Below are 25,386 nucleotides of genomic sequence, written 5' to 3'. Positions count from 1 at the left end.
CGAAGCAGGATGCCAGAGCCGAGAATAACTATTAGCTCAAATCCCACTACTTACCTACAACGTTTTGAATTCCCGCTGAATGGTCAAACTTTTAATGCAATTGGTATTATTTACTCATTTGTGACACCGTACGGTTAATTAAGATAATCGGCGGACAGACACCTAGGCAGTACATAACACTTCCACGCAAGCACACTCGCAGCATCATCCTCCAATATTGCGATTAAAACACACCTCTGACAGCGAATGCAGCTAACGACAACCTTATTTAACACTATCTTTGTAAGGTCATTTTAGTTATTGTTCATTGCATAATGTCCTTAAGACAATTGACTCATTTTTAAAGCATTTCGAGGTATAGATGCGCCCAATTATCAAATCCACTAAATTGGACTCTGTCTGCTACGATATTCGTGGCCCAGTGCATAAAGAAGCAAGAAGATTAGAGGATGAAGGTCACCGGATCTTAAAGCTCAATATTGGTAACCCTGCTCCCTTTGGATTTGAAGCGCCTGAAGAGATCGTTCGCGATGTTATATTAAACTTGCCGAGTGCTCAGGGGTATTGTGAATCAAAAGGACTTTTTTCAGCCAGAAAGGCGATCGTTCAGCATTATCAATCCCAAGGAATATTCGGTGTTGATATCGAAGATATCTATATCGGTAACGGTGTATCAGAACTTATTGTAATGGCAATGCAAGGCTTACTTAACAGCGATGATGAAGTGCTTATCCCCTCACCCGATTATCCACTATGGACTGCTGCCGTGCACCTGTCTGGTGGTAAAGCGCAACACTACCGCTGTGATGAAGAGTCAAACTGGTTTCCTGATATTGACGATATCAAAAGTAAAATTACTCCGCGTACTCGCGGAATTGTGCTGATAAACCCAAATAACCCCACGGGAGCCGTTTATTCAAAAGAGTTGATCCTAGAAGTCATCGAGTTGTGTAGACAGAATGACATGATTTTATTTAGCGATGAGATCTACGATAAAATCTTATACGACGACGCCGAGCATATTCCGTCAGCGAGCCTTTCTACTGACATATTGACCGTAACTTTTAACGGTCTGTCAAAAGTTTACCGGGCTGCCGGCTTTCGAGTTGGCTGGATGATGCTTACTGGTAACTTAAAGTCGGCAAAAAGCTATATCGAAGGCTTAGACATGTTGGCGTCAATGCGCTTGTGTGCCAACGTACCAAATCAACATGCCATACAAACCGCACTTGGTGGTTATCAAAGTATCCAAGAGCTAGTCCAACCTGGAGGCCGCCTGCGAGAACAACGAGATACCTGTGTTGAGATGCTCAATCAGATCCCAGGGATCAGTGTCGTTAAACCCAAAGGCGCGCTTTATGCTTTCGCAAAATTGGATCAGAAGAAGTTCAATTTACGCGATGACGAGCGTTTAGTGCTTGATCTGCTAAAAGAGAAAAAGATACTTTTAGTACAAGGCACAGCGTTTAACTGGCCTGAGCCTGATCACTTACGGGTTGTCTTTTTACCTTATAAAGATGAGTTAACCAAAGCACTCGGTGAATTTGGTGAATTCCTTGAAGGCTATAAGCAGTAAAACCTCTATTTCTATGGTGATGTATTCTTTTATTGGAAAACGACCTTAGGGTCGTTTTTTATTGAAGCTATTATGCTAACCTCAATAGGTTCTCACATGATGTAAGGAAACTAATGAGCCATTTATTTGCCCACTTAGCTAGAATGAAATTAATTCAACGCTGGCCACTTATGTACAACGTAAGAACTGAAAACGTGCAAGAACATTCCCTTCAAGTTGCAATGGTAGCCCATTCACTTGCCATTATTAGCAACAAAAAATTTGATGCCAATTACGATCCCAACCAAGCTGCGACCATCGCAATCTTCCATGATGCAAGTGAAATACTGACCGGTGACCTTCCTACACCTGTAAAATATTTTAATAAAGAAATTGAAGCCGAATACAAAAAAATTGAAGCAATTGCTGAGCACCGTTTACTAGAGATGGTGCCAGAAGAGTTTAAAGAAGACTATCAGGCGCTGTTAACTAGTGAGCATGCAGACAGCCAATATAAAACATTAGTAAAGTCAGCTGATACTCTTTGTGCTTATTTAAAATGCCTAGAAGAGCGTCGGGCCGGTAATACTGAGTTTAATACCGCGCAGAAGCGATTAGAGCAGAGTCTTAAAAACGATCCTAATCCAGCGGTAAACTATTTCATTGAATGCTTCATCCCAAGCTTCACTCTCGATTTGGATGATATCAATAAGTTGCTATAAGTCTGACAAAGGAAGGCGCATGGATATTACACCTTGGCATGAGAGACGTTTAATTGAAGACAAACATAGACGCAACGACCATCGTAGCCCCTATCAACGAGATCGTGCTCGAATACTCCACTCAGCAGCATTTAGACGTTTGCAAGCTAAGACGCAGGTTCTTGGTGTCGGCCTGAATGATTTCTACCGAACTCGTTTAACCCATTCGCTTGAGGTTAGCCAAATCGGTACTGGGATCCGTGCTCAACTTAAACAGAAACACCCACAACATGACCCATTACTTGATTCCATGAGCTTGATAGAATCTTTGTGCCTAGCTCACGATATTGGTCACCCACCCTTTGGTCATGGTGGTGAAGTAGCACTCAATTATATGATGCGCGACCATGGCGGCTTTGAAGGCAACGGGCAGACGTTTCGGATCCTAACAAGAATTGAACCCTATACCGAATATTATGGGATGAATCTCTGTCGACGTACACTGCTTGGAATACTTAAATACCCAGCACCTTATAGTTTGCTTCACCGAAAACTGCCTACTAAGGAAGTGAACCATTTTAGGCAACTAAAGCCTTCACAATGGCCACCTGTGAAAGGGCTTTTTGATGATGATCTTGAAATCTTGGACTGGGTATTAGACCCATTATCTGAATCTGATAAAGCTATTTTTCTTTCTCATCAGTTAATTGATGGCTCGACGCATCGCAGAACTCAATATAAATCGTTCGATTGTTCGATTATGGAGCTAGCCGACGATATTGCCTATGCCGTTCATGATCTTGAAGATGCCATCGTCATGGGGATCGTCACCCGAGAACAGTGGTCGACAGATGTTGAAGGTAAACTGAAGCAAAGCAAGGATGGTTGGATTAGAAATGAATTCACTACGATAGGAGAAAGACTATTTTCAAGTAAACATCACCTGCGTAAAGATGCCATTGGTACCCTAGTTAACGGCTTTGTAACAGCTATATCAATTACTGAAAATACAAAGTTTGATGAACCGTTGCTGCGCTATAACGCAGCATTGGAGACCGATTTTGATGAAGCGCTCGAAATACTCAAACAATTTGTTTACCGGTACGTTATCCGAAAACCCGAAATACAGATGCTTGAATATAAAGGCCAGCAAATAGTTATGGAGTTATTTGAAGCATTTATATCTGATCCAGAAAGGTTGTTGCCAATAAACACTCAAGAACGATGGAAAGAAGCCCAGCAGCAAGGTCTAAACTGCCACAGAGTGATTGCAGATTATATCTCTGGAATGACAGATGAATTTGCAGCAAGACTGCATCAGCACTTGTTTAGCCCTAAATCTGGGTCACTGATTGAGCTAAACCGAGAGCTTTAGTTCAATCAACTTGCGATATAAGAGTATGAAAACAAAAAAGGCACCTTCAAGGTGCCTGATTCATTTAGGAATGACTAGGCCATTACACCAGGAAACAAACCTTTAATACCAGCACCGATGACTTCAATGCCAATAGATAACATCAATAAGCCCATCAGACGAGTAATCACGTTAATGCCTGTGTTACCCAGTACTTTAAAAATCAGTGGTGCCATTCTAAACAGTGAAAAACTCAACAACCCAAATAGCATTACCGTAATAGACATGCCAATCAGATTTTCCAACGTATTGTGCTCCGCGGCCGAAACGATTACCGAACTAATTGCGCCTGGACCTGCCATTAATGGCAGCGCTAATGGCACGACAGCAACCGATTCCATTCCAGATGCTTCACGGTCTTCCTCTTTGTTACGCTTAACCTCACCTAATTTACCCTGCAACATCGACATCGCAATAATACAAATAAGTGAGCCGCCGGCGATTCTAAAAGCAGAAAGAGAAATACTGAACAGATTTAATATATGTTGGCCGGCAAAAATCGTTACCAATAAGATAACAACAACCGCAAAATTTGCGATTTTACCAGTGTGGTTGCGTTCAACTTCAGTTTGATGGCTGGTTAGACTCACAAAAACTGGCAACAAGCCAAATGGGTTGATGATCGCAATTAACCCTAAGAAAAACTTTACATAAAGAGTTAAATCCAACGTCTTGTCCTCTGCGCTTTAGCGCGTCTATATTCGTAATAAAAAAGTTGCGCTACTCTAACGCAACTATCCAAAATCCAAAAATGAGATTTTCTAACCGAAATCACAACTTTGAATAAATTTTATTAATCGATTTTTAAAGCCGATGTTTACATAAATGTAACACCCTGTTGCTAAGATAGTTATTTTATTACAGATAGCAACATTTTTGCGGACTCGATCACGGTGAACAAGGCCATTTGAGTGTAATTTTTCTTCATGGATGCATTTCAAGAACTGAGAATGGTTAGCAAAACCCAGTTTTGCTAAATTTTTTTAGGACAAACACTATGACAGTTACTAACGAACAGGATCTCAATAATCTGGTAAGTAGAGTCGTTGAAGCTCAACGACAATTTGCCGATTATAGCCAAGAACAGGTCGATGTGATCTTTAGAGCTGCAGCGCTTGCAGCTGCAGATGCTCGGATCTCGCTAGCAAAAATGGCTGCGACAGAAACGAGAATGGGCGTACTCGAAGACAAAGTCATTAAAAATCACTTCGCCTCAGAGTATATCTACAACAAATACAAGGATGAAAAAACTTGTGGGATCTTATCTGAAGATCCCACCTTTGGTACCATCACCATTGCAGAGCCGGTCGGATTAATCTGTGGTATCGTTCCCACAACGAACCCAACATCTACTGCGATATTTAAAGCATTAATCAGCCTAAAAACACGTAATGGTATTATTTTCTCCCCCCATCCAAGAGCTAAAAACTCAACCACAACAGCTGCCAAAATAGTATTAGAAGCCGCTGTAGCTGCTGGCGCGCCGAAAGACATAATTGGCTGGATTGATGAGCCATCAGTCGCACTATCAAACCAATTAATGACCCATACCGATATAAACCTTATACTGGCTACTGGCGGACCTGGTATGGTCAAAGCTGCCTACTCTTCTGGCAAACCCGCTATTGGTGTTGGCGCCGGAAACACGCCGATAGTCATTGATGAAACTGCTGATATAAAGCGCGCAGTTAGTTCTATATTGATGTCAAAAACCTTTGATAATGGTGTGGTCTGTGCCTCAGAGCAAGCCGTTGTCATTGTTGATGAGGTCTATGATGTCGTCAAAGAGCGTTTCGCCAGCCATGGAGGTTATGTACTCAATGCTGTTGAAACAGCCGCTATGCAAGACGTTATCCTTAAAAATGGTGGTTTGAACGCTGATATCGTTGGTCAAAGCGCTGCGACCATCGCAAAAATGGCAGGCATAGAGGTTCATCACAGTACCAAGGTACTAATTGGTGAAGTCAGCAATATCGATCAAGCAGAAGCATTTGCCCATGAAAAACTATCGCCACTATTAGCCATGTATCGTGCAAAAGATTTTGAAGATGCAATGGATAAAGCTGAAGCGTTAGTGACTCTTGGTGGTATTGGCCATACATCTGGCTTGTACACAGATCAAGATACACAAGTAGAACGTGTAAAATCATTTGGCTTTAGAATGAAGACTGCACGCATTTTAATTAATACTCCTGCATCTCAGGGCGGTATCGGCGACTTGTATAATTTCAAGCTTGCTCCCTCTTTGACCTTAGGCTGTGGCTCATGGGGTGGCAACTCAATTTCAGAAAACGTTGGCCCAAGCCATCTAATTAACAAAAAAATGGTCGCTAAAAGGGCTGAGAATATGTTGTGGCATAAACTTCCATCATCTATCTACTTCCGTCGTGGTAGTTTACCCATTGCTTTGGAAGAGCTATCAGACAAGAAGCGTGCGCTTATCGTCACCGACAAGTACCTATTCAACAATGGTTACTGTGATGAGACAATAAAAATCCTCAAGAGCCAAGGGTTAGAAACTGAAGTATTTTACGATGTCGAGGCTGATCCAACGATGCAAATCGTTGAGCAAGGCGCTAAGGTCGCGCACAGCTTCCAGCCAGATGTCATCATCGCGCTAGGTGGCGGTTCACCAATGGACGCAGCAAAAATTATATGGGTAATGTACGAACATCCAGATGTCGACTTTGCCGATCTTGCACTGCGCTTTATGGATATTCGTAAACGTATATACAAGTTCCCTAAGTTAGGTAAAAAAGCCAAGATGGTTGCGATACCGACAACATCCGGTACTGGATCAGAAGTAACTCCTTTTGCTGTGGTCACAGATGAAAAAACGGGTATGAAGTACCCTATCGCAGATTATGAATTGACGCCTAATATGGCAATTGTTGATCCTAATTTGGTAATGGACATGCCGAAATCGCTGACAGCTTTCGGTGGTATTGATGCAATTACTCACGCACTAGAAGCCTATGTCAGTGTAATGGCAAACGAGTACAGTGACGGCCAAGCTCTGCAAGCGCTAGATCTGCTATTTACCCATCTACCCGATTCCTATGAGCATGGCGCCAATGCCCCATTAGCCCGCGAGAAAGTACATAACGGCGCAACAATTGCGGGTATCGCATTTGCCAACGCCTTCCTCGGTATTTGTCACTCTATGGCGCATAAGTTAGGCGCAGAGTTCCACTTAGCGCACGGTCTAGCGAACGCTCTGCTTATTAGTAATGTTATTCGTTTCAACGCGACAGACATGCCAACTAAGCAAGCAGCTTTTAGTCAGTACGATAGACCAAAAGCATTATGTCGCTATGCAAAAATAGCTGAGTACTTAAAACTTGAAGGCACCATTGGTGAAGGCATTACAGATGAAGAAAAAGTCGAGGCTCTACTTAAAGAAATTGATGTCATCAAGGAGAAGATTGGCATTCCAAGCTCAATCCAAGCTGCAGGCGTCAACGAAGCCGACTTCATCGCAAAACTAGATGAACTCGCTGAGGATGCTTTTGATGATCAATGTACAGGGGCAAACCCTCGTTACCCGCTTATTGCTGAACTTAAACAAGTTTTACTCGCGAGCTATTACGGTAATGATTACACCGATGAATAAGTAAAACACAGATATATTGTTTTAATTAAAAAGCCTTAACAGCGTACTGTTAAGGCTTTTTATTCTAAAGTGCTAAGCTTTTAGCCTTAATGCGATAAGCATGTAATAAAGGCTCTGTGTACCCAGAGGGCTGAGTGGTTCCTTTAAAGACAAGATCGCAAGCCGCTTTAAATGCAATGCCATCGAAACCAGGTGACATATTAATGTAGCTACTATCATCTTTGTTTTGCTCATCAACAATCGCTGCCATTTTTTTAAGAGCGGTCATGACTTCTTCTTCAGTGCATATACCATGTGTTAACCAATTTGCTAAATGCTGAGAAGAGATCCTTAACGTTGCCCTATCTTCCATCAACCCCACATCATTAATATCCGGTACCTTGGAACACCCTACGCCTTGATCAATCCATCGTACGACATACCCCAATATACCTTGTGCATTATTTTCCAACTCAAATGCCTTTAACTCAGCAGATAGCTCAGATGGCTCAGCCATGAGTGGGATCGTAAGTAGGTCATCTAAACTCGCTCTATCACGACTTTTGAGTTCATTTTGCACATCCTTTACATTAATTTTATGATAATGCGTCGAATGTAAAACGGCACCATTAGGAGACGGAACCCAAGCAGTATTGGCGCCTGCCAGTGGATGGCCAACCTTTTGCTCAAGCATTGCAGCCATTTCATCAGGCATTGGCCACATACCTTTACCGATTTGTGAACGTCCCTGCAGACCACACGCTAAGCCAATATCAACATTCCAATCTTCATAAGCTGCAATCCACTTTTGCTGTTTCATTTTCGATTTTGCAACAAATGGACCTGCTTGCATTGACGTATGGATCTCATCGCCTGTTCTATCTAAAAAACCTGTATTAATAAATACCACTCTTTCTGAAGCTTCACGAATACACTCTTTTAAATTGACTGTGGTGCGACGCTCTTCATCCATAATGCCGACTTTAATTGTGTTTCGGGCCAGCTTTAACGCGTCTTCTATTTTGGTGAACAACTCACAAGTGAATTTAACTTCTTCAGGCCCATGCATCTTAGGCTTTACAATGTTAATTGAGCCCTTACGGCTGTTACTGCGATTATTATTATGTCCTTTAATATCATGCAGCGCTGCAAGCACGGTAAACATACCATCTAAGATCCCCTCAGGAACCTCTTTGTCCTGTTTATCTAAAACGGCATTGATTGTCATCAAATGACCAACGTTACGAACAAACAATAAACTACGGCCAGGTAGCACTAATTGCTGATCATTTGGCGTTGTATAAATTCTGTCATCATTAAGCTCTCGAACAATATTTTTGCCGTTTTTAGCTAATGTAGCAGTTAAGTTTCCTTGCATTAGCCCAAGCCAATTACGATAGATCTCAACTTTATCTTCGGCATCAACCGCAGCTACAGAGTCCTCACAATCCATAATGGTAGTCACAGCAGCCTCAACTAAAAGATCGCTGACCCCTGCCTTATCACTTTTACCAATAAGACTCGCTGTATCTATTTGGATCTCAATATGAAGGCCATTATTCTTAAGTAAAATAGCTCCTGGTGTTTTGGCCGCTCCCTTATAACCCGCAAAGCGCTCAGGATTAGCAAGTTGTGTTTCTAATCCATTTTCAAGGGATACCTTTAACTGGTCACCTTCAATACAATATTTTGTTACATCGGCATGAGAGCCTTGAATTAGTGGCGCCGCCGTATCAAGGTGTTGCTTTGCAAAAGCAATTACTTTAGCACCGCGCTGAGGGTTATAAGTCTTGGTTAGCTCTGCACCATTTGACTCTGAAATCGCATCGGTGCCGTATAAAGCATCATATAGGCTTCCCCAACGGGCATTTGCTGCGTTTAGAGCAAAACGAGCATTTTTAACCGGCACCACAAGTTGTGGACCAGCTTGATCAGTAATTTCAGTATCAACGTTTTCGGTACTAATAGAGAACGCCTCTCTTTCAGGTACTAAATAACCGATATCAGTTAAGAAGGTTTTGTATGCTTCTAGGTTAAAGTCTTGACCCTTATTGCCAACATGCCATTCATCAATTTGATGTTGAAGCTGCTCTCTCTTTGCCAATAAGCTGCGGTTAATAGGTGCAAATTCAGCTACAAGTTCTTCAAACTTTGTCCATACGGTTTCAGCTGAGATCCCAATATCTTGGCAAATCTCATCTTTGACCAGCTCCGCTAACTCTGTAGCAACCTTTAAGCCACCAATTTGAATATATTGAGTCATTTGTTGTCCCTCTTAATCCTTTGCAAAGTCCTAATGAACACTCTCGTCCGTTTACTAATTACACCTAATTAGCGCTATATTCTTTAGCCTATATCAAGGAAGTTACATTTATCTAATTTATAACAACAATGCTCACTATTCAGCTAGTTTATAGCAATTGACCTTTTGGTGTAAAAAAACGTCACATTAGTAAAATTCATTCAACTTATACTTTTCCTCTACTAAAGCTATCCGCCGTTTGTGTAATTAGTTGACGCATCCACTTATGTGCGGGATTGTGCTGTAGTAGCGGACTCCAGGCCATAGTGAGTGCAATAGGTTGAATAATAAAAGGGGGCGCTACGATACGGACTCTGTCGTTATGTTCATGCTGTCTTGCCATCTTACTTGGTATGGTTGCGATCAAATCTTGTTGTTCTGCCAACAAACAGGCAGCTTGGTAATGCCGTGTAAATACGGTTATTCGCCTTTGTACACCGATACGAGTTAACGCTTCATCAACCCAACCTAATCGTTGCACGTCAGCGGGGTCCATCCCGACACCGACTCCCATGCCTGTTTTACTCACCCAAACGTGTTTTGCTTCAAGGTAACTATCGAGGGAGAACTTTTCCAATACAGGATTAGTTCTACTAATCAAACAGCTAAAGTCATCACTCCAGAGCACTTTTTGGTGGAAAGATTGTGGAATACTGTCAAAACGATTGATTACCATATCGACTCTTCCTTGTTCTACATCAGGGAAACTCACGTCACTTGGGGTCATGATATCTAAAATTACATTTGGCGCTTCAGTACGAAGTTTTGCAATAAGCGGTGGAATTAGCGTCGCTTCAGCATAATCACTTGCCATTACACGGAACACTTGTTCGCTTTCTGCAGCATTGAATTTGGCTCGTGGCTGTACGGCTTTTTCTAACCCAATAATTAGTTCGCTTATTGTTGGCTGTAACTCTTGCGCTCTTTCTGTGGGCGTCATCCCCTGACTGGTCCTGATCAGCAAGGGATCATCGAATAATGTCCGCAATCTTTTTAAACCATTACTCATGGCTGGCTGGCTGATCCCGAGTTGATCTGCAGCCTTTGTAACATTTCGTTCACGTAATAGTACATCCAAATAAACTAATAAATTCAGGTCAATACGAGATATATTCATAAGATAAATACCGAGAATAGAAACTATAAATTAGACTTATTTAACCAAATCTAACTAATATTTTCAACGTAATCAATCGCCGCTAATCATATTGTTAAAGGAATATACACATGACAAACTACAGAACTAACATCGATGAAGCCGCTACCTTGATTAATGCAGAAGGTAGTGCATGGAATGCAATCAACCCAGAATCAGTAGCCCGTATGCGTCTACAAAATCGTTTCAAAACTGGGTTAGACATCGCTAAATATACTGCAAAGATTATGCGCGAAGATATGGATAACTACGATAAAGACTCATCGCAGTACACCCAATCTCTCGGTTGCTGGCATGGTTTTATTGGTCAGCAGAAAATGATTTCGATTAAAAAGCACCTGCTCACAACTAAACGTCGATACTTATATCTTTCAGGCTGGATGGTTGCAGCACTTCGCAGCGAGTTTGGTCCCCTTCCTGACCAATCTATGCACGAGAAGACCTCTGTAGCCTCTCTGATTAAAGAATTATACACTTTCCTTCGTCAAGCAGACGCTCGTGAACTTGGTGGCTTATTTCGTCAGCTAGATACAGCTAGCGCTGCAGACAAGCCAGCAATTCAAGCAAAAATAGATAACTTCGAGACTCACGTAGTACCAATCATTGCTGATATTGATGCCGGTTTTGGTAACGAAGAAGCGACTTACCTAATGGCGAAGCAGATGATTGAGGCCGGAGCTTGCTGTATTCAGCTTGAAAACCAAGTATCTGACGTTAAACAGTGTGGACACCAAGACGGTAAAGTGACCGTACCGCACGTTGAGTTCTTAGCCAAGATTAACGCTGTCCGTTATGCGTTTTTAGAACTTGGTATTGATGATGGCGTAATCGTTGCTCGTACCGACTCATTAGGCGCTGGTCTAACACAAAAAATTGCAGTTACAAATGAAGCAGGTGATTTAGGCGACCAATACAATTCATTCTTAGAGGTTGAAGCAATTGATGCGGCTAATCTTGCTAATGGTGATGTTGTATTCCAGCAAAACGGTCAGTTAGTGAAACCTTCTCGTTTACCAAATGGCCTATTTAAATTCCGTGCTGGTACAGGTGAAGAGCGCTGTGTCCTTGATTGCATTACGTCACTGCAAAATGGTGCGGACTTACTATGGATTGAGACTGAAAAACCACATGTTTCTCAGATTGGTGGCATGGTCAATGAGATCCGTAAAACTATCCCTAATGCTAAATTAGTTTATAACAACTCGCCTTCATTTAACTGGACACTCAACTTCCGTCAGCAGGTGTTTGATGCAATGGAAGAAGCCGGACAAGATGTCTCTGCTTACAACCGTGACCAACTGATGAGTGTTGATTACGATTCTACAGAACTTGCGGTTCAAGCTGATGAGAAGATCAGAACCTTCCAAGCAGATGCCGCACGTGAAGCGGGTATTTTCCATCATCTGATCACGCTACCGACTTACCACACGGCAGCGCTATCTACTGATAACCTGGCTAAAGAGTACTTCGGTGACCAAGGTATGCTGGGTTACGTTGCGAATGTTCAACGTAAAGAGATCCGTCAAGGCATCGCTTGTGTTAAGCACCAGAACATGGCCGGTTCAGACATGGGTGACGATCACAAAGAGTACTTCTCTGGTGACCAAGCATTGAAAGCATCAGGCAAAGACAACACCATGAACCAATTTTAGTCTCTGTCGTCTTTGGATTTGCTAAGTTTTTGAAGTGGACTTAGCCCCAAAGTGAGCTAACTCTAAAAGGCCTGCATTATTTTGCAGGCCTTTTTATTTATTTAAACAAACCAGTCGTATTGATTGAATGCATAATATAACTATGCTTTTGAGCAATATATTTCACAGCATTTAACACCCATATACCGCAATATAACAGTGACATAGGAATCACCGCCCCGCTACAACCATGCCTGAGTAAAATAACAGCTCAATTTATTCATCAAAAAATTTAGTTCATTCTCAGTTTAGATTGAGTTATTGCGACCTTAGCGACTCAAATAGTTACTATATCGCTAGCGTCTTACAATTAAATAAAGTGAACCGTTAACAAGCTTAAAATTTGCAGCTTTTGCTAACGAATAAAACGAGACGAAGTTAACACTTCCCAAAGTCATGTATCAATATGTAACAGGGTTAACTTGTTGCATTAAGCCAAAGTCGTTAGGCTGCGAGCAACTTAAACCTAGTAAGTAACAGCATGTCATTTAAGTGCAAATCTCTTTCAGGATTTACCCTAATCGAATTAGTTATTGTCATCATTATATTAGCTATATTAGCTATCGTTGTAGCGCCTAAAATGTTGAGTATTAGTTCAGACGCTAAAGCCGCTGACGTGCGCTCGCTTGCTGCTTTGATTACCACTCAAAACAGATTAGCCTTTGCAAAAAGTAACCTAGCTAATATTGAGACGTTGGAAGGGTGTAGCTACCAATGTGGTAACAACCCCAATTGGGATGTCCCTGTCGGTGAGTACTACATTGACGTCAGTGGCACCCGTTTATATGTGAGTTTCGGATCCCCTATTGCTCCGTTGTCTTCATCAAGTACCGTTAATACCAATTACCGTACTGTTTTTGGTTTGAATGATGAACAATTTTTTATCACCATTGCCCGCACAGAAAACTCTGCAACCGCGATAGTGCCTGCGGTATCAAAAAATAAATTGACTGAGATAGAGAATGGCAAGTACCGCTGTCACGTGGTTTATAGTGCGCCGACAAAATCTCGAGGTTATTCTGTTACGGCTTACACTGAGGATTGTTAGCATTCATACAACTAACAGACGTACTAATTAGCGGGTAGACCAAGGTGGCTGACGTCATTGCTTGAATGACACTCTTTGGCCTACATAAAGTAGTCGCGCTCGACCTTACTTATTCTTAACGCAAATTCACTGTACCAGCGTGTTTTGCCCTTCGCTTGAGCATTTAGATGTTCTGCATTTTGTTTCCAAGCTTTAATCGCATCTAATGACTGCCAATAAGAGACAGTAATACCTAACTCTTCTCTAGCTGACTCAATACCTAGAAAGCCCGGTTGGGTAGCTGCTAGGGCTTCCATTCGCTCCCCCATGGCTGCATAACCATCAGTGTCGTTAGATAAACGAGAGGTAAACACTACACAGTAATAAGGTGGTTTGGGTGTATTTGCTAGCGTAGTCATAAATATCCTTTTATTACCTAATGAACGATAAAATTGTGCTAATTCCGTTGCCAATTAATCTGCATTTTATTGCAAAAAAAAGCCAGAACATATGTTCTGGCTTCTCGTTTTAGCTGTTACTTCTCAGTCCAGCGATCCATCCAACCGAGAACGTTGTCGTACCATTGCTCTAAGTTATCTGGGTTTAAGATCCAATGATTCTCATCTGGGTAGACAAGTAATTCAGATGGGATCCCTTTACGCTGCATAAAAGTAAATGCCGCTAGACCTTGGCCATAAGGAACACGGAAATCTTTCTCACCGTGAATGACCAACATAGGCGTCTGCCAGTTATCAACGTAGTTGACTGGGTTAAACTTTTCATACAACTCTTTGTTCTTAGCGTATGTGCCACCAAATTCGTACTCAGGGAACCAAAGCTCTTCAGTAACATAGTACATAGAACGCATATCGAATAGACCAGCATGGTTAACTAAACACTTAAAGCCATCATTCCAATTACCTTGGATCCAGTTCATCATGTAACCACCGTATGAACCGCCTAATGCACAAGCCCTATCGCCATCTAGCCATTTTTGTTGCTTAGTGACTGCAGCAAGGCCTTTTTGAAGATCTTCAAGTGGTTTACCGCCCCAATCTTTAGTAATTGAATCAGTGAATGCTTGGCCATAACCGGTTGAACCGTGGAAATCGATCATCACTACGCCATAACCAGCTCCAGCCCATAGCTGAGCATTCCAACGGCTACTAAATGAGTTACCGAATGATCCCTGCGGTCCGCCATGAACCAAGAAGGCTATCGGGTATTTCTCGCCTGCTTTATAGTTAGATGGCTTGATCCAGTAACCATAAACCTCTTCGTTGTTCCATCCTTTAAAACTAAACTGTTGATACTCACCAAACTTTATCTCAGCGAGCTTGTCTTTGTTGATCTCAGTGAGTCTGTTTAGGTTTTCACCATCTAAATTAATAGAGTAAAGATCGCCTGGCTCAACCAGAGATTTTTTACTAAACACTATCTTGTCTGCATTAATGCCAACGACACTGTTGCTACCTTCGTTATAGATAGTCTTTACGTCACCAAATTGAGTGTTCACTTCAAATATTGAGACTTGTCCAACATCCTGTGCAGTCACGTAAAGTGTTTTGTTATCTTTACCAAATGCCAATGAGTGCGGGCTACGATCCCACATAGGTGCAACTTCTTTTTCTTGCCCTGTTACTGTATCACGCAACATTATGCGGTAACGGTCAGCTTCAAAACCAGGTTTTGACATTGCTAGGTAGGCCAAATAACGCCCATCAGCTGAGTAAGTTGGATGTGCATCCCATGCTTTGTTAGATTCAGTAAGGTTCTTTGCCTCACCGCCATCAACACTCACTTTCCATAAGTCATAGTTAGTGATCCATGCTTGGTCTTTACCCGGGGCTTTAGCGCTATAAACAACATGCTTACCATCTGGTGTGAATGTCACTTCTTCCATACCTGAAAACGGTTTAGGTGGTGTTTCAGTGTCTAAACCCGCAGTAACGTCGATAGCAGTCGTTACTTTTTCCCCATTTAACTTGGCAACAAAAAGATGGCTTCTTGAATGATCATTCCAGGTATCCCAGTGTCTCACCATCAATTCTTTATATTCTCTACCCGTTGAAGTACGAGCCGCCTCTTCTTCAAACTTCTCTTTCGAGCAGTTTAAATCTTTACACTCAGGGAAAACACGCATATTAACGACAGCTTGAGTGCCGTCATTAGATAGTTTAAAACCTTCAACATCAAGGGGGAAGTCAGTGACTTGTCTTGCTTCACCACCGTCGAGCGCAAGCTGATATAGCTGACTAGAACCATCGCGAGCAGCTAAAAAGTAGATGCTCTTATCATTTGGGCCAAAAGCGACACTGTGCTCTGTCCCTGAAAATTGAGTAATTTGTTTCGCTGTCGCAGCATTTGTATTTAAGTCTTGAATATAAAGGTCTGAACTACCCTTACCGTCTGCATCAACATTTTTCACAGCATAAACAACTTTAGTGCCGTCGTTAGACAGAACAGCAGAGTGCAGCTTGTTGATTTTAACTAATTGTTGAACACTGAAAGGCTGTGGACTAGCAGCTTGTACGCTAAATGCAGCGCCCACTGACGCTAACGCCAGAATGATTGCAGTTTTTTTCATGGTAGTTATCTTATTTTTATGTTTAAAAAGAGTCTTACCGAGGCTAATCGGTATCTTTATCCCTGAAGCGATACAGCACACTATCCAAAATAAATGGCTTAAGCAATACGTTTAAGCCATTCAATTTGTTTCTAAACTTTAGCAGTCTAATTTAAGAGTGTTTAAGTGAAACTCATAAAAGGATAAGTTCAGCAGCCACTTTTATCTTCCCGAATACGAGTAAGTGGCTATCATAAAGTGACCTTAAGTTAGCTATTCAATTTTATTTTCCAAATAGCTGGACCGGTATCGTGAGCATTGACGCCTTCTGAATCGACTGCCACAGTAACTGGCATATCTTTAACATCAAACTCGTAGATAGCTTCCATACCAAGGTCTTCAAAGGCAACCACACGTGACTTTTTAATCGCCTTAGACACAAGATAAGCAGCGCCACCTACGGCCATTAAGTAACATGACTTGTGCTTCTTAATAGACTCAACGGTTGCAGGACCACGCTCAGCTTTACCAATCATGCCCATAAGGCCAGTTTTATCTAGCATGAGATCAGTAAACTTATCCATACGAGTCGCTGTCGTAGGACCCGCAGGGCCAACAACTTCATCGCCAACAGGATCGACTGGGCCAACGTAGTAAATAAACTTACCTTTAAAATCGACTCCTGCTGGTAGCCCCTCGCCACTTTCAATTAAGCTTTGAATACGCTTGTGAGCTGCGTCTCTACCAGTCAGCATTTTACCGCTAAGTAGCACAGTATCGCCGCTCTTCCACTGCTGCATCTCTTCTTGAGTCACAGTATCCAAGTTCACACGGCGAACACTTTCTCCCACTTCCCATGTTATCTCAGGCCAGTCTTCAAGTGATGGCGGCGTTAAGTCAGCAGGACCTGTACCATCTAAATGAAAATGCACGTGACGCGTCGCGGCGCAGTTAGGGATCATCACTACTGGTTTAGACGCTGCATGTGTTGGTGCTGATTTGATTTTAATATCTAGTACGGTAGTCACACCGCCAAGACCTTGAGCACCTATACCTAACTTATTAGCGCGGTCAAAGATCTCTAGACGTAATTTCTCATCTGTTGTTTGCGCGCCGCGTGCTTGTAACTCGTGAATATCAACAGGGTCCATCAATGACTCTTTTGCCATTACTGCCGCTTTTTCTGCTGTTCCGCCAATGCCTATTCCAAGCATTCCCGGCGGACACCAGCCAGCGCCCATAGTAGGCAGTGTTCTCTCAACCCAAGCGGCAATATCATCTGATGGGTTTAGCATCACCATTTTAGATTTATTTTCTGAGCCGCCGCCTTTAGCTGCAATAGCAACCTCTACGTGGTCCCCAGGTACCATTTCAACATGCACAACTGACGGTGTGTTGTCTTTGGTATTTTTACGGCCACCAGCAGGATCTGCAACTATTGATGCTCTAAGTGGGTTGTCAGGATTGGTGTATGCGCGGCGTACGCCTTCATCAACCATCTCTTGCACAGTTAAATCAGTTTTATCCCATTGGACAGCCATACCGATCTTAACAAAACAGGTCACAATACCTGTGTCTTGGCACAGTGGACGCTTCCCTTCCGCTGACATACGCGAATTGATCAAGATCTGTGCAATTGCATCTTTTGCAGCAGCACTTTCTTCACGCTCATAGGCATCAGCCATTGAGTCAACGAAATCTTTTGGGTGATAATAGGAGATATATTGCAGGGCATCAGCAACGCTTTCGATTAAATCGGCTTGCTTGATTACAGGGACTACTTTGCTCACAGACACTTCCTTTTTAACAGACACTTATTTTGATAACCGATACATCCTGTTCATTAACCAAGATGTACGCTCCAGTAGCCTTAACGGCTTGTGTGTTTTGTTTTTATAACTTGTGTGAGCAATATGATACTCTTTCGCGACTTTGAGTTAAACATCACATTTTAGATAGGGTTAATAGATGAACAATATGACGCCTAAATCCGTTTTCTCGATGCGTCTTGATTGGAATTTGACCACTGAAACCGTTTTCAGCTTTTTTTCCGACTGCCCTTGGGCGATTTTGCTCGATTCTGCCAACGCTAATCACATTGATGCAAAGTACGATGTGATCTGTGCAGCACCAATCACGACATTAACTAGCAGTGATACATCTAGCAAAATCACACGTTCATCGAATCGAGAAGCATTGTTTTCCCTACAGAGTGGCACCGAAAATGGGCTGTTCATTATTGAAGAATATTTAGATGATCCATTTGAACTGTTAAACAAAACCTTGTCTGAGCTATTCCCTATTTCTAAACTGAGTTCACTGCCCTTTTCTGGCGGTGCAATGGGTAGTTTTAGTTATGATCTAGCACGTAACATTGAAAAGCTTCCTAGCAAAGCGGCTAATGACATTTCGTTACCAAAGATGAATATTGGCTTTTATGATTGGGCGCTAGTGTACGATTACCAGCAAAAATGCTGGTCATTAGTCCATTACCAAAGCCAACAGGCGTTAACCAAGGTAAAAGAACAGCTCGATAGCTTAATTGCACAACAAGGCAAAGATACAAGCAAAAAGCACGCACCGAATAAAGCTAATTTGGCTGGTGAACCGTTTAAATTAACCTCTGCATGGAAGAATCAAATTGATGCAAGTTTTTATCATCAAAAATTCGCACAGGTACAAGAATACCTTCAAAGCGGTGATTGCTACCAAATCAACCTCACTCAAAGATTTAGCAGTTACTATGAAGGTGATGAGTGGCAAGCTTACCAAACATTAAGACAAAGCAATGCGGCACCCTTTTCAGCTTTCATGAGACTACCCAAACACGCAGTACTATCGATATCGCCTGAGCGATTTATATCGTTAACAGGTGCCCAAGTTCAAACAAAGCCCATTAAAGGGACAATGCCAAGAGATATCGATCCTGCCGTTGACAACCAATTAGCGCTTGAACTTGCTAGTTCAGAGAAAGATCGCGCCGAAAACCTGATGATTGTAGATCTACTTAGAAATGACATAGGTAAAGTGGCGACAGCGGGTTCTGTCGCTGTTCCGAAACTTTTTGATATCGAAAGTTTTCCAGCAGTTCATCACCTTGTAAGCACTGTGACCGCGACATTGAAGCCATCTTTAAATGCTAGCGACCTATTAAGATCGTGCTTTCCTGGTGGGTCGATTACAGGTGCACCCAAGATCCGTGCAATGGAAATAATTGAAGAGCTTGAACCCTCTCGCAGAAGCCTTTACTGTGGTTCTATAGGTTACATTAGTCAAGATGGAAATATGGACACCAGTATAACGATACGAACCTTAGTGGCACAAAATGATAAAGATAATAATATTATCTACTGCTGGGCTGGTGGCGGGATTGTCGCTGATTCTAAAGTAGAGGCTGAATATCAAGAAACGTTTGATAAGGTGAGTAAAATCCTACCTGTACTTTCAAATATGAATCAAGGGGTTTAAGTAAATGGATTTAGTGGATTTTAAGCTCAGATTTAATCTCCACTCCTTACCCAAGGCACATCACTTCCCCTCCTCGCTGCCATTTGAAGTAAAACAACCGTTGCGTAAAGCGGCAGTACTAATTGCACTTAGCAGTTTTAACGATCAGCTTGAACTCATTCTTACCCGTAGACCTAGTCATCTACGCCAACACCCAGGGCAAATTAGTTTTCCAGGAGGTAAAGTTGAGAAGTTTGATCTGAGCTTTGAAGCTACTGCTTTAAGGGAAGCTCATGAAGAGATTGGTTTACCTAATGAGCATGTCGAAGTAATTGGGTTATTACATGATCATAAAACCTTTACCGGGTTTGATATCACTCCAGTTGTCAGTATTATCTCTCAGCCGTTTACTCCTATTATCGACCCCGGCGAAGTGGACGAGCTTTTTACTATCCCACTTTCATTCTTGCTCAACAGCAATAATCGCCATATACAGTATTTTAGTCGCGGCGGTATAGAGTATCCAGTGCATTTCATTCCTTACGGTCGATATTTCATCTGGGGGGCGACTGCTGCGATGATAGATCAATTATGCAGACTCCTTAGTCAAGATAAACCTCTTTTCTAGTACGACATAAACCAATTCCTCTAAATAGCCAAAATCTCTACACACTGCCCCTACCTTTGGTGACTTACAAAGAAAGCTAATGTTGGGAGCGCTTTAGACCACAAAACGTATATAGAGACCTGCAGCTAAAGAGCATAAAAATAGTAAAGGTATATTGATCCACCAACCAAGGCGGCTATGGGTAGCAATATAATAGTTGAACCCCAAATTGATAAAACTGACCAAAGCACACCACCAAACTATATCCGCCAGTAATACTGTTTGCGCAGGATCCCATTCAAGACGTACCTCGGCACCTTTGCTTTGAAGGTAACCAATTGCAGTATCTGGTCTTGCTTGATCAAATAACATCAGTGCATATATTGCTAATGACCAACCGACAATCGACATTGTGGTCAGTAAATATTGGAACACTTTCAGCTTTTTCATCAATACCATCCGTAGTTTTAGCCCTATTTTTAAAAACAATACCAAGATCCAGACCAACTTACCTTACTTTCCACTTGAGAAAAGCTTGTATCAAGGTAATATGAACGACCAAATTTTATATTTAAAACGTTTCGTTGGAGAACTAAGCAACAATGAGCATTACATCTGTCGCTTCTGTGTTTAAAGGTGACTTTGCGATTGGTTCGCAAATCACAGTACGTGGCTGGGTTAGATCCCGCCGCGATTCTAAGGCCGGGATATCATTCCTCGCTATTTATGACGGTTCATGCTTTGACCCTATTCAGGGCGTAGTACCGAATAATTTAGAGAATTACGACAACGAAGTGTTAAAGCTTACTGCGGGTTGTTCTGTCATTATGACCGGTGAAGTTGTTGAGTCACCTGGTAAAGGCCAAGCCTTCGAAATGCAAGTAACCAACGTTGAGGTTGCAGGCTGGGTAGAAGATCCCGACACTTATCCTATGGCTGCTAAGCGTCACTCTATTGAGCACTTACGCGAATTAGCACACCTTCGCCCGCGTACTAATATTATTGGTGCTGTTGCCCGTGTTCGTAACTGTTTATCACAGGCTATTCATCGCTTTTATAATGAACAGGGTTACATCTGGGTGTCTACTCCACTAATCACAGCGTCAGATACTGAAGGTGCTGGTGAGATGTTCCGCGTTTCAACGCTGGATTTAGAAAATCTACCTCGTGATGACAAAGGCGCCGTTGATTACAGCGAAGACTTTTTCGGTAAAGAATCTTTCTTAACGGTTTCAGGTCAGCTAAACGCTGAAACCTATGCATGTGCACTGTCTAAGGTTTACACATTTGGTCCGACATTCCGTGCTGAAAACTCAAACACCAGTCGCCACCTTGCAGAATTCTGGATGGTAGAGCCTGAAGTGGCTTATGCTGACTTGGACGATGCAGCAAAACTTGCTGAAGATATGCTTAAGTACTGCTTTAGAGCGGTATTAGCTGAGCGTCGTGATGATCTTGAGTTCTTTGCCCAGCGTGTTGAGAAAACTGCGATTGATCGTTTAGAAGCGTTTGTAACCAGTGATTTTGCACAGATTGATTACACTGACGCTATCGAAATCCTTAAAGCTTGTGGTAAGAAGTTTGAGTACGATGTCGAATGGGGTATTGATCTTCACTCTGAGCACGAACGTTACCTTGCTGAAGAGCACTTCAAAGCACCCGTTGTCGTTAAGAACTATCCAAAAGATATCAAAGCATTCTATATGCGTTTGAATGACGATGGTAAAACCGTTGCCGCGATGGATGTTTTGGCTCCGGGTATTGGTGAAATCATCGGTGGTGCACAGCGTGAAGAACGTTTAGACGTGCTTGATGCTCGCCTTGCTGAGATGGAACTGAGCCAAGAAGATTACTGGTGGTATCGTGATCTTCGTCGTTACGGTACAGTGCCTCATGCAGGATTTGGTCTAGGGTTTGAGCGTTTAGTTTCTTATGTAACTGGTGTGTCTAACATCCGTGACGTGATCCCATTCCCAAGAGCACCAAAATCAGCGAACTTCTAAAGCTTGTTTGATATTAGCTAGATATTAAGGCCTCTATTATTAGAGGCTTTTTTTTGCCGTAGCTAAAGTGTTGCCTCCTTTATCTGTGTTTTGTAACCGCGCTTATACAGTCCTCACGGAATAAACCCTAACATTCACCAGTAGAATGTTAGGGTTTAGATTGCCATTTATTATCAGACAACTTTAACTACATAACCGATCATTTATTTAGCAAACCGTAAACCATCATTCTAACAATTAGATTACAAAAGATGCTGCAAACGTGACCACCGTCACGGTTGATTTACTACAGGGACATTCTGTCCTTTTCCCTTATAAATAAATGATCTAGCTCAAGGACGCATAACCTGCCTACTTACCTGCTCCTCAAACTCCATTAAACCTTGACGCATATCAATATTTTCACTCTTTTTGAGGCCTAGACTGATGATGTTGAGCAAATTACTTTCAAGAATAATAAGGTTTAACCATGGAAACACACGAAGCCCTATATCAGCAAGGTGTGGCGCGAATGGAGCAATTACGTCAATTGCAACCTCGTCATAGCGAATCACTGAAAGACAAGATGGTACAAAATGGCATTAGTCGTCGAGACTTTATGAAATGGAGTGCATCTGTTACTGCGATGCTCGCCCTCCCACTGCCTTTTAGTACATTAGTAGCAGAAGCCGCAGAGCTTGCTAATCGCGTCCCGCTTATTTGGTTACATATGGCAGAATGCACCGGTTGCTCAGAATCACTGATCAGAACGGATACACCAAACCTAGATTCACTAATTTTTGATCATGTCTCGCTTGAGTATCATGAAACACTTATGGCCGCTGCGGGTTGGCAAGCAGAAGAGAACTTAGAGCACGCATTAGAAACCTATAAAGGCAATTATTTGCTTGCGGTAGAAGGCGCTGTCCCTACTGCAAATAACGGTGCTTACTTAACGGTTGGCTGTAAAGGCCATACAGGTCTCCATATTGTTAAAGAAGCTGCTGCAGGCGCTGCAGCAATTATCTCTGTCGGAACCTGTGCAGCGTTTGGTGGCGTACAAGCTGCTTCTCCAAACCCAACAGGCGCTAAAGGTGTTTATGAAGTGGTTAATAAGCCAGTCATTAACCTAGGTGGCTGTCCACCAAGCGAAAAGAACATTGTGGGTACACTGATGTATTTCATTATGTTTGGCAAACTTCCTGCGTTAGATATGTTTAACCGTCCAAAATGGGCCTATGGCGCGCGTGTACATGACAATTGCGAACGTCGTGGTCGCTTTGATGCCGGTGAGTTTGTTGAGGAGTTTGGTGACCAAGGTGCAAAAGATGGTTACTGCTTATATAAAGTCGGTTGCAAAGGGCCTTATACCTATAACAACTGTCCAACAGAGCGCTTTAACCATCACACTAGTTGGCCAGTACTAGCTGGACATGGCTGTATGGGCTGCTCTGAGCCTAATTTTTGGGATGACATGGCAGACTTTGAAAAGCCACTAGGTAGACAACTACTACACGGCTTAGACGCCACCACCGATACGATTGGGGCTGTCATTTTAGGTGCCACTGCTGTCGGCATCGGAGCCCATGCAGTTGCCAGTGTCTTTGCCAAATCTGAAGAGGAATAATCATGAATAAACGTGTAGTTATCGATCCTATCACTCGTATTGAGGGACACCTGCGAGTAGAGGTAGAGGTTGACGAGAATAATGTGATTCAAAAAGCTTGGTCCTCTTCTACTCTTTGGCGTGGGATTGAGGTGATCTTAAAAGGTCGCACACCGATGGATGTTGGTTTAATCGTACAACGAATCTGTGGTGTTTGTACCTACTCTCATTACCGCTGTGGTACAGAAGCGGTAGAAAATGCACTTGGTGTCAAGATCCCACTCAACGCTAAGTATCTTAGAAGCTTAATGCAAACTTCGCTAAACATGCATGACCATATTGTCCATTTCTACCACCTGCATGGTTTAGATTGGGTAGATGTTGTGTCAGCGTTGAGTGCAGACCCAGCACTAGCAGCGCAAGTCGCTCTTAAATATACAGACAATCCGATTAGTGCAGGCGAAGGTGATTTACGTGCTGTTCAAGAGCGTGTTAAAGGTTTAGTTGAAACTGGTAAGCTTGGTCCTTTTGCCAATGCATATTGGGGAAATAGCACTTATCGATTTACCCCTGAGCAAAACTTGATAGCCTTATCTCACTACCTTAAAGCACTAGAAGTACAGCGAATTGCGGCAGAGATGCTCGCTATTTTCGGCGGTAAGTCGCCTCATCCACAGTCAATCGTAGTGGGCGGTGTAACTTCAGTACGTGACATGTTAAGCCCTGCCCGTTTGCAGGAGTGGAAACAAAAACATGCCATCGTTAACGATTTTATCATTCGTGCGTACAAAGCCGATGTCGTTATGGCAGCAGAAGCATTTGGCTCTGAGCCTAGTGTGCTTGGCGGCGTTAACGTCAAGAACTTCCTAGCAACAGATGACTTTATACTGGGTGATGGGCAGTACATGTTCAACCAAGGCGTGATCATGAACGGCGACTTAGCTGGCGTGAGTGATTTAAACCCTGAGTTAATCAAAGAAGATGTGACTCACGCTTGGTATAAAGCAGACGGCGCACAACACCCTTATGATGGTACAACAGTTCCCGACTATACCGGCTTTGTCGAAAGAGATACCGTTTACGGCAAACTGCCTACAGTAGATGGTGACGGCAAGTATAGCTGGGTAAAATCTCCTCGTTATCAGGGCGAACCCGTCGAAGTGGGTCCACTTGCCTGTTTGTTAGTTAGCTATGCTCGTGGTAACCAAGTGGTTGTCGATGCGGTCAATGGACTACTTACAGCAACAGGGCTTCCAATTAAAGCGCTATTTACAACTCTAGGCCGCACCGCCGCACGTATGCTGCAAACTGTAATCGTTGCAGAGGAAGGCTTAAAAACTTTCGATGCCTTACTGACCAATTTGCAGTCAGATGAATCGACTTACACCAAGCCAGAAATTGATAGCAATAAAGAGTATGTTGGCCACGCTATGATTGAGGCTCCTCGGGGTATGCTCAGTCATTGGATCCGGATAAAGGGCGGCAAGGTCGAGAACTACCAAGCAGTTGTACCAACAACGTGGAATGCTGGACCAGTTGATGGACAAGGTAAAGTGGGTCCTTACGAGGCGTCACTCATTGGCTTGAAACTCGAAGATCCAACCAAACCTTTAGAAGTCATTCGAATCATTCACTCTTTCGATCCTTGTATGGCTTGTGCCGTACATGTGATGGATTACAAGGGTACGAATTTGGGTGAATTTAAAATCGATCCCAACGGATTCTAGTTAAGGGGGTTAG

18 protein-coding genes are annotated in these 25,386 nt (G+C 42.6%); 11 read left to right on the top strand and 7 right to left on the bottom strand.

Annotated features, from left to right (window positions below):
• The first annotated feature begins 361 nt into the window (after positions 1 to 361).
• From L2730_RS16355 to L2730_RS16345, 3 genes are all read left to right on the top strand, one after another.
• Positions 362 to 1,576 (top strand): pyridoxal phosphate-dependent aminotransferase, encoded by a 1,215-nt coding sequence (locus tag L2730_RS16355; protein WP_248975570.1) that lies wholly within the window; start codon positions 362 to 364, stop codon positions 1,574 to 1,576.
• A gap of 113 nt (positions 1,577 to 1,689) precedes the next feature.
• Positions 1,690 to 2,277: a 5'-deoxynucleotidase gene (gene yfbR / locus L2730_RS16350; RefSeq protein WP_248975569.1), complete on the top strand. Its 588-nt coding sequence runs from the start codon at positions 1,690 to 1,692 to the stop codon at positions 2,275 to 2,277.
• A 19-nt stretch (positions 2,278 to 2,296) separates the two neighbouring features.
• Entirely contained in the window at positions 2,297 to 3,631 is a 1,335-nt protein-coding gene (locus L2730_RS16345; protein WP_248975568.1) for an anti-phage deoxyguanosine triphosphatase, read from the top strand.
• A 74-nt stretch (positions 3,632 to 3,705) separates the two neighbouring features.
• Here the strand turns inward: L2730_RS16345 and L2730_RS16340 are convergent, their stop codons facing one another.
• On the bottom strand, positions 3,706 to 4,338 hold the full coding sequence (locus L2730_RS16340; protein WP_248975567.1) for a YchE family NAAT transporter: 633 nt from the start codon (positions 4,336 to 4,338) through the stop codon (positions 3,706 to 3,708).
• Positions 4,339 to 4,667: 329 nt separating this feature from the next.
• Between L2730_RS16340 and adhE the strand changes: the two genes are divergently transcribed.
• Positions 4,668 to 7,283, top strand: coding sequence for a bifunctional acetaldehyde-CoA/alcohol dehydrogenase (adhE, locus tag L2730_RS16335; RefSeq protein ID WP_248975566.1), 2,616 nt, complete (start codon positions 4,668 to 4,670; stop codon positions 7,281 to 7,283).
• 64 nt (positions 7,284 to 7,347) lie between these two features.
• Here the strand turns inward: adhE and L2730_RS16330 are convergent, their stop codons facing one another.
• On the bottom strand, positions 7,348 to 9,525 hold the full coding sequence (locus L2730_RS16330; protein ID WP_248975565.1) for a malate synthase G: 2,178 nt from the start codon (positions 9,523 to 9,525) through the stop codon (positions 7,348 to 7,350).
• 205 nt (positions 9,526 to 9,730) lie between these two features.
• Complete coding sequence (locus tag L2730_RS16325; protein ID WP_248975564.1) at positions 9,731 to 10,681, bottom strand: LysR family transcriptional regulator; 951 nt, start codon at positions 10,679 to 10,681, stop codon at positions 9,731 to 9,733.
• 110 nt (positions 10,682 to 10,791) lie between these two features.
• On the opposite strand from L2730_RS16325, the gene L2730_RS16320 reads away from it, so the two are divergent.
• A complete protein-coding gene (locus L2730_RS16320) occupies positions 10,792 to 12,372 on the top strand; it encodes an isocitrate lyase (protein WP_248975563.1) in 1,581 nt (526 codons plus the stop codon).
• A gap of 520 nt (positions 12,373 to 12,892) precedes the next feature.
• A complete protein-coding gene (locus tag L2730_RS16315; RefSeq protein ID WP_248975562.1) occupies positions 12,893 to 13,459 on the top strand; it encodes a prepilin-type N-terminal cleavage/methylation domain-containing protein in 567 nt (188 codons plus the stop codon).
• Between the two features lie 80 nt (positions 13,460 to 13,539).
• Here the strand turns inward: L2730_RS16315 and L2730_RS16310 are convergent, their stop codons facing one another.
• From L2730_RS16310 to L2730_RS16300, 3 genes are all read right to left on the bottom strand, one after another.
• Complete coding sequence (locus L2730_RS16310) at positions 13,540 to 13,857, bottom strand: antibiotic biosynthesis monooxygenase family protein (protein ID WP_248975561.1); 318 nt, start codon at positions 13,855 to 13,857, stop codon at positions 13,540 to 13,542.
• 116 nt (positions 13,858 to 13,973) lie between these two features.
• On the bottom strand, positions 13,974 to 16,025 hold the full coding sequence (locus tag L2730_RS16305) for a dipeptidyl-peptidase 5 (RefSeq protein WP_248975560.1): 2,052 nt from the start codon (positions 16,023 to 16,025) through the stop codon (positions 13,974 to 13,976).
• 248 nt (positions 16,026 to 16,273) lie between these two features.
• Entirely contained in the window at positions 16,274 to 17,794 is a 1,521-nt protein-coding gene (locus L2730_RS16300; protein WP_248975559.1) for a fumarate hydratase, read from the bottom strand.
• A 178-nt stretch (positions 17,795 to 17,972) separates the two neighbouring features.
• On the opposite strand from L2730_RS16300, the gene pabB reads away from it, so the two are divergent.
• Both pabB and L2730_RS16290 read left to right on the top strand, forming a co-directional pair.
• Positions 17,973 to 19,472 carry an aminodeoxychorismate synthase component I gene (gene pabB / locus L2730_RS16295; RefSeq protein ID WP_248975558.1) on the top strand — a complete coding sequence of 500 codons (1,500 nt, stop codon included), beginning with the start codon at positions 17,973 to 17,975 and terminating at the stop codon, positions 19,470 to 19,472.
• Positions 19,473 to 19,476: 4 nt separating this feature from the next.
• Positions 19,477 to 20,079 carry a CoA pyrophosphatase gene (locus tag L2730_RS16290; RefSeq protein ID WP_248975557.1) on the top strand — a complete coding sequence of 201 codons (603 nt, stop codon included), beginning with the start codon at positions 19,477 to 19,479 and terminating at the stop codon, positions 20,077 to 20,079.
• A gap of 93 nt (positions 20,080 to 20,172) precedes the next feature.
• On the opposite strand, the gene L2730_RS16285 is transcribed toward L2730_RS16290, so the two are convergent.
• Positions 20,173 to 20,508 (bottom strand): hypothetical protein, encoded by a 336-nt coding sequence (locus L2730_RS16285; protein WP_248975556.1) that lies wholly within the window; start codon positions 20,506 to 20,508, stop codon positions 20,173 to 20,175.
• A 152-nt stretch (positions 20,509 to 20,660) separates the two neighbouring features.
• Between L2730_RS16285 and asnS the strand changes: the two genes are divergently transcribed.
• From asnS to hyaB, 3 genes are all read left to right on the top strand, one after another.
• The gene (gene asnS / locus L2730_RS16280; RefSeq protein WP_248975555.1) at positions 20,661 to 22,061 is read left to right on the top strand and encodes an asparagine--tRNA ligase; all 1,401 of its coding nucleotides are present in this window, start codon (positions 20,661 to 20,663) and stop codon (positions 22,059 to 22,061) included.
• A 469-nt stretch (positions 22,062 to 22,530) separates the two neighbouring features.
• Positions 22,531 to 23,667, top strand: coding sequence for a nickel-dependent hydrogenase small subunit (hyaA, locus tag L2730_RS16275; protein WP_248975554.1), 1,137 nt, complete (start codon positions 22,531 to 22,533; stop codon positions 23,665 to 23,667).
• 2 nt (positions 23,668 to 23,669) lie between these two features.
• Positions 23,670 to 25,373, top strand: a complete 1,704-nt coding sequence (gene hyaB, locus L2730_RS16270; protein ID WP_248975553.1) for a nickel-dependent hydrogenase large subunit — start codon at positions 23,670 to 23,672, stop codon at positions 25,371 to 25,373.
• Positions 25,374 to 25,386: the final 13 nt, after the last annotated feature.

It is taken from the genome of Shewanella kaireitica (assembly GCF_023284045.1).
Taxonomy (GTDB): Bacteria; Pseudomonadota; Gammaproteobacteria; order Enterobacterales; family Shewanellaceae; genus Shewanella; species Shewanella kaireitica.
Note: the sequence above shows the minus strand (reverse complement) of the source record. Positions and strands in the feature narration are given on the sequence as shown.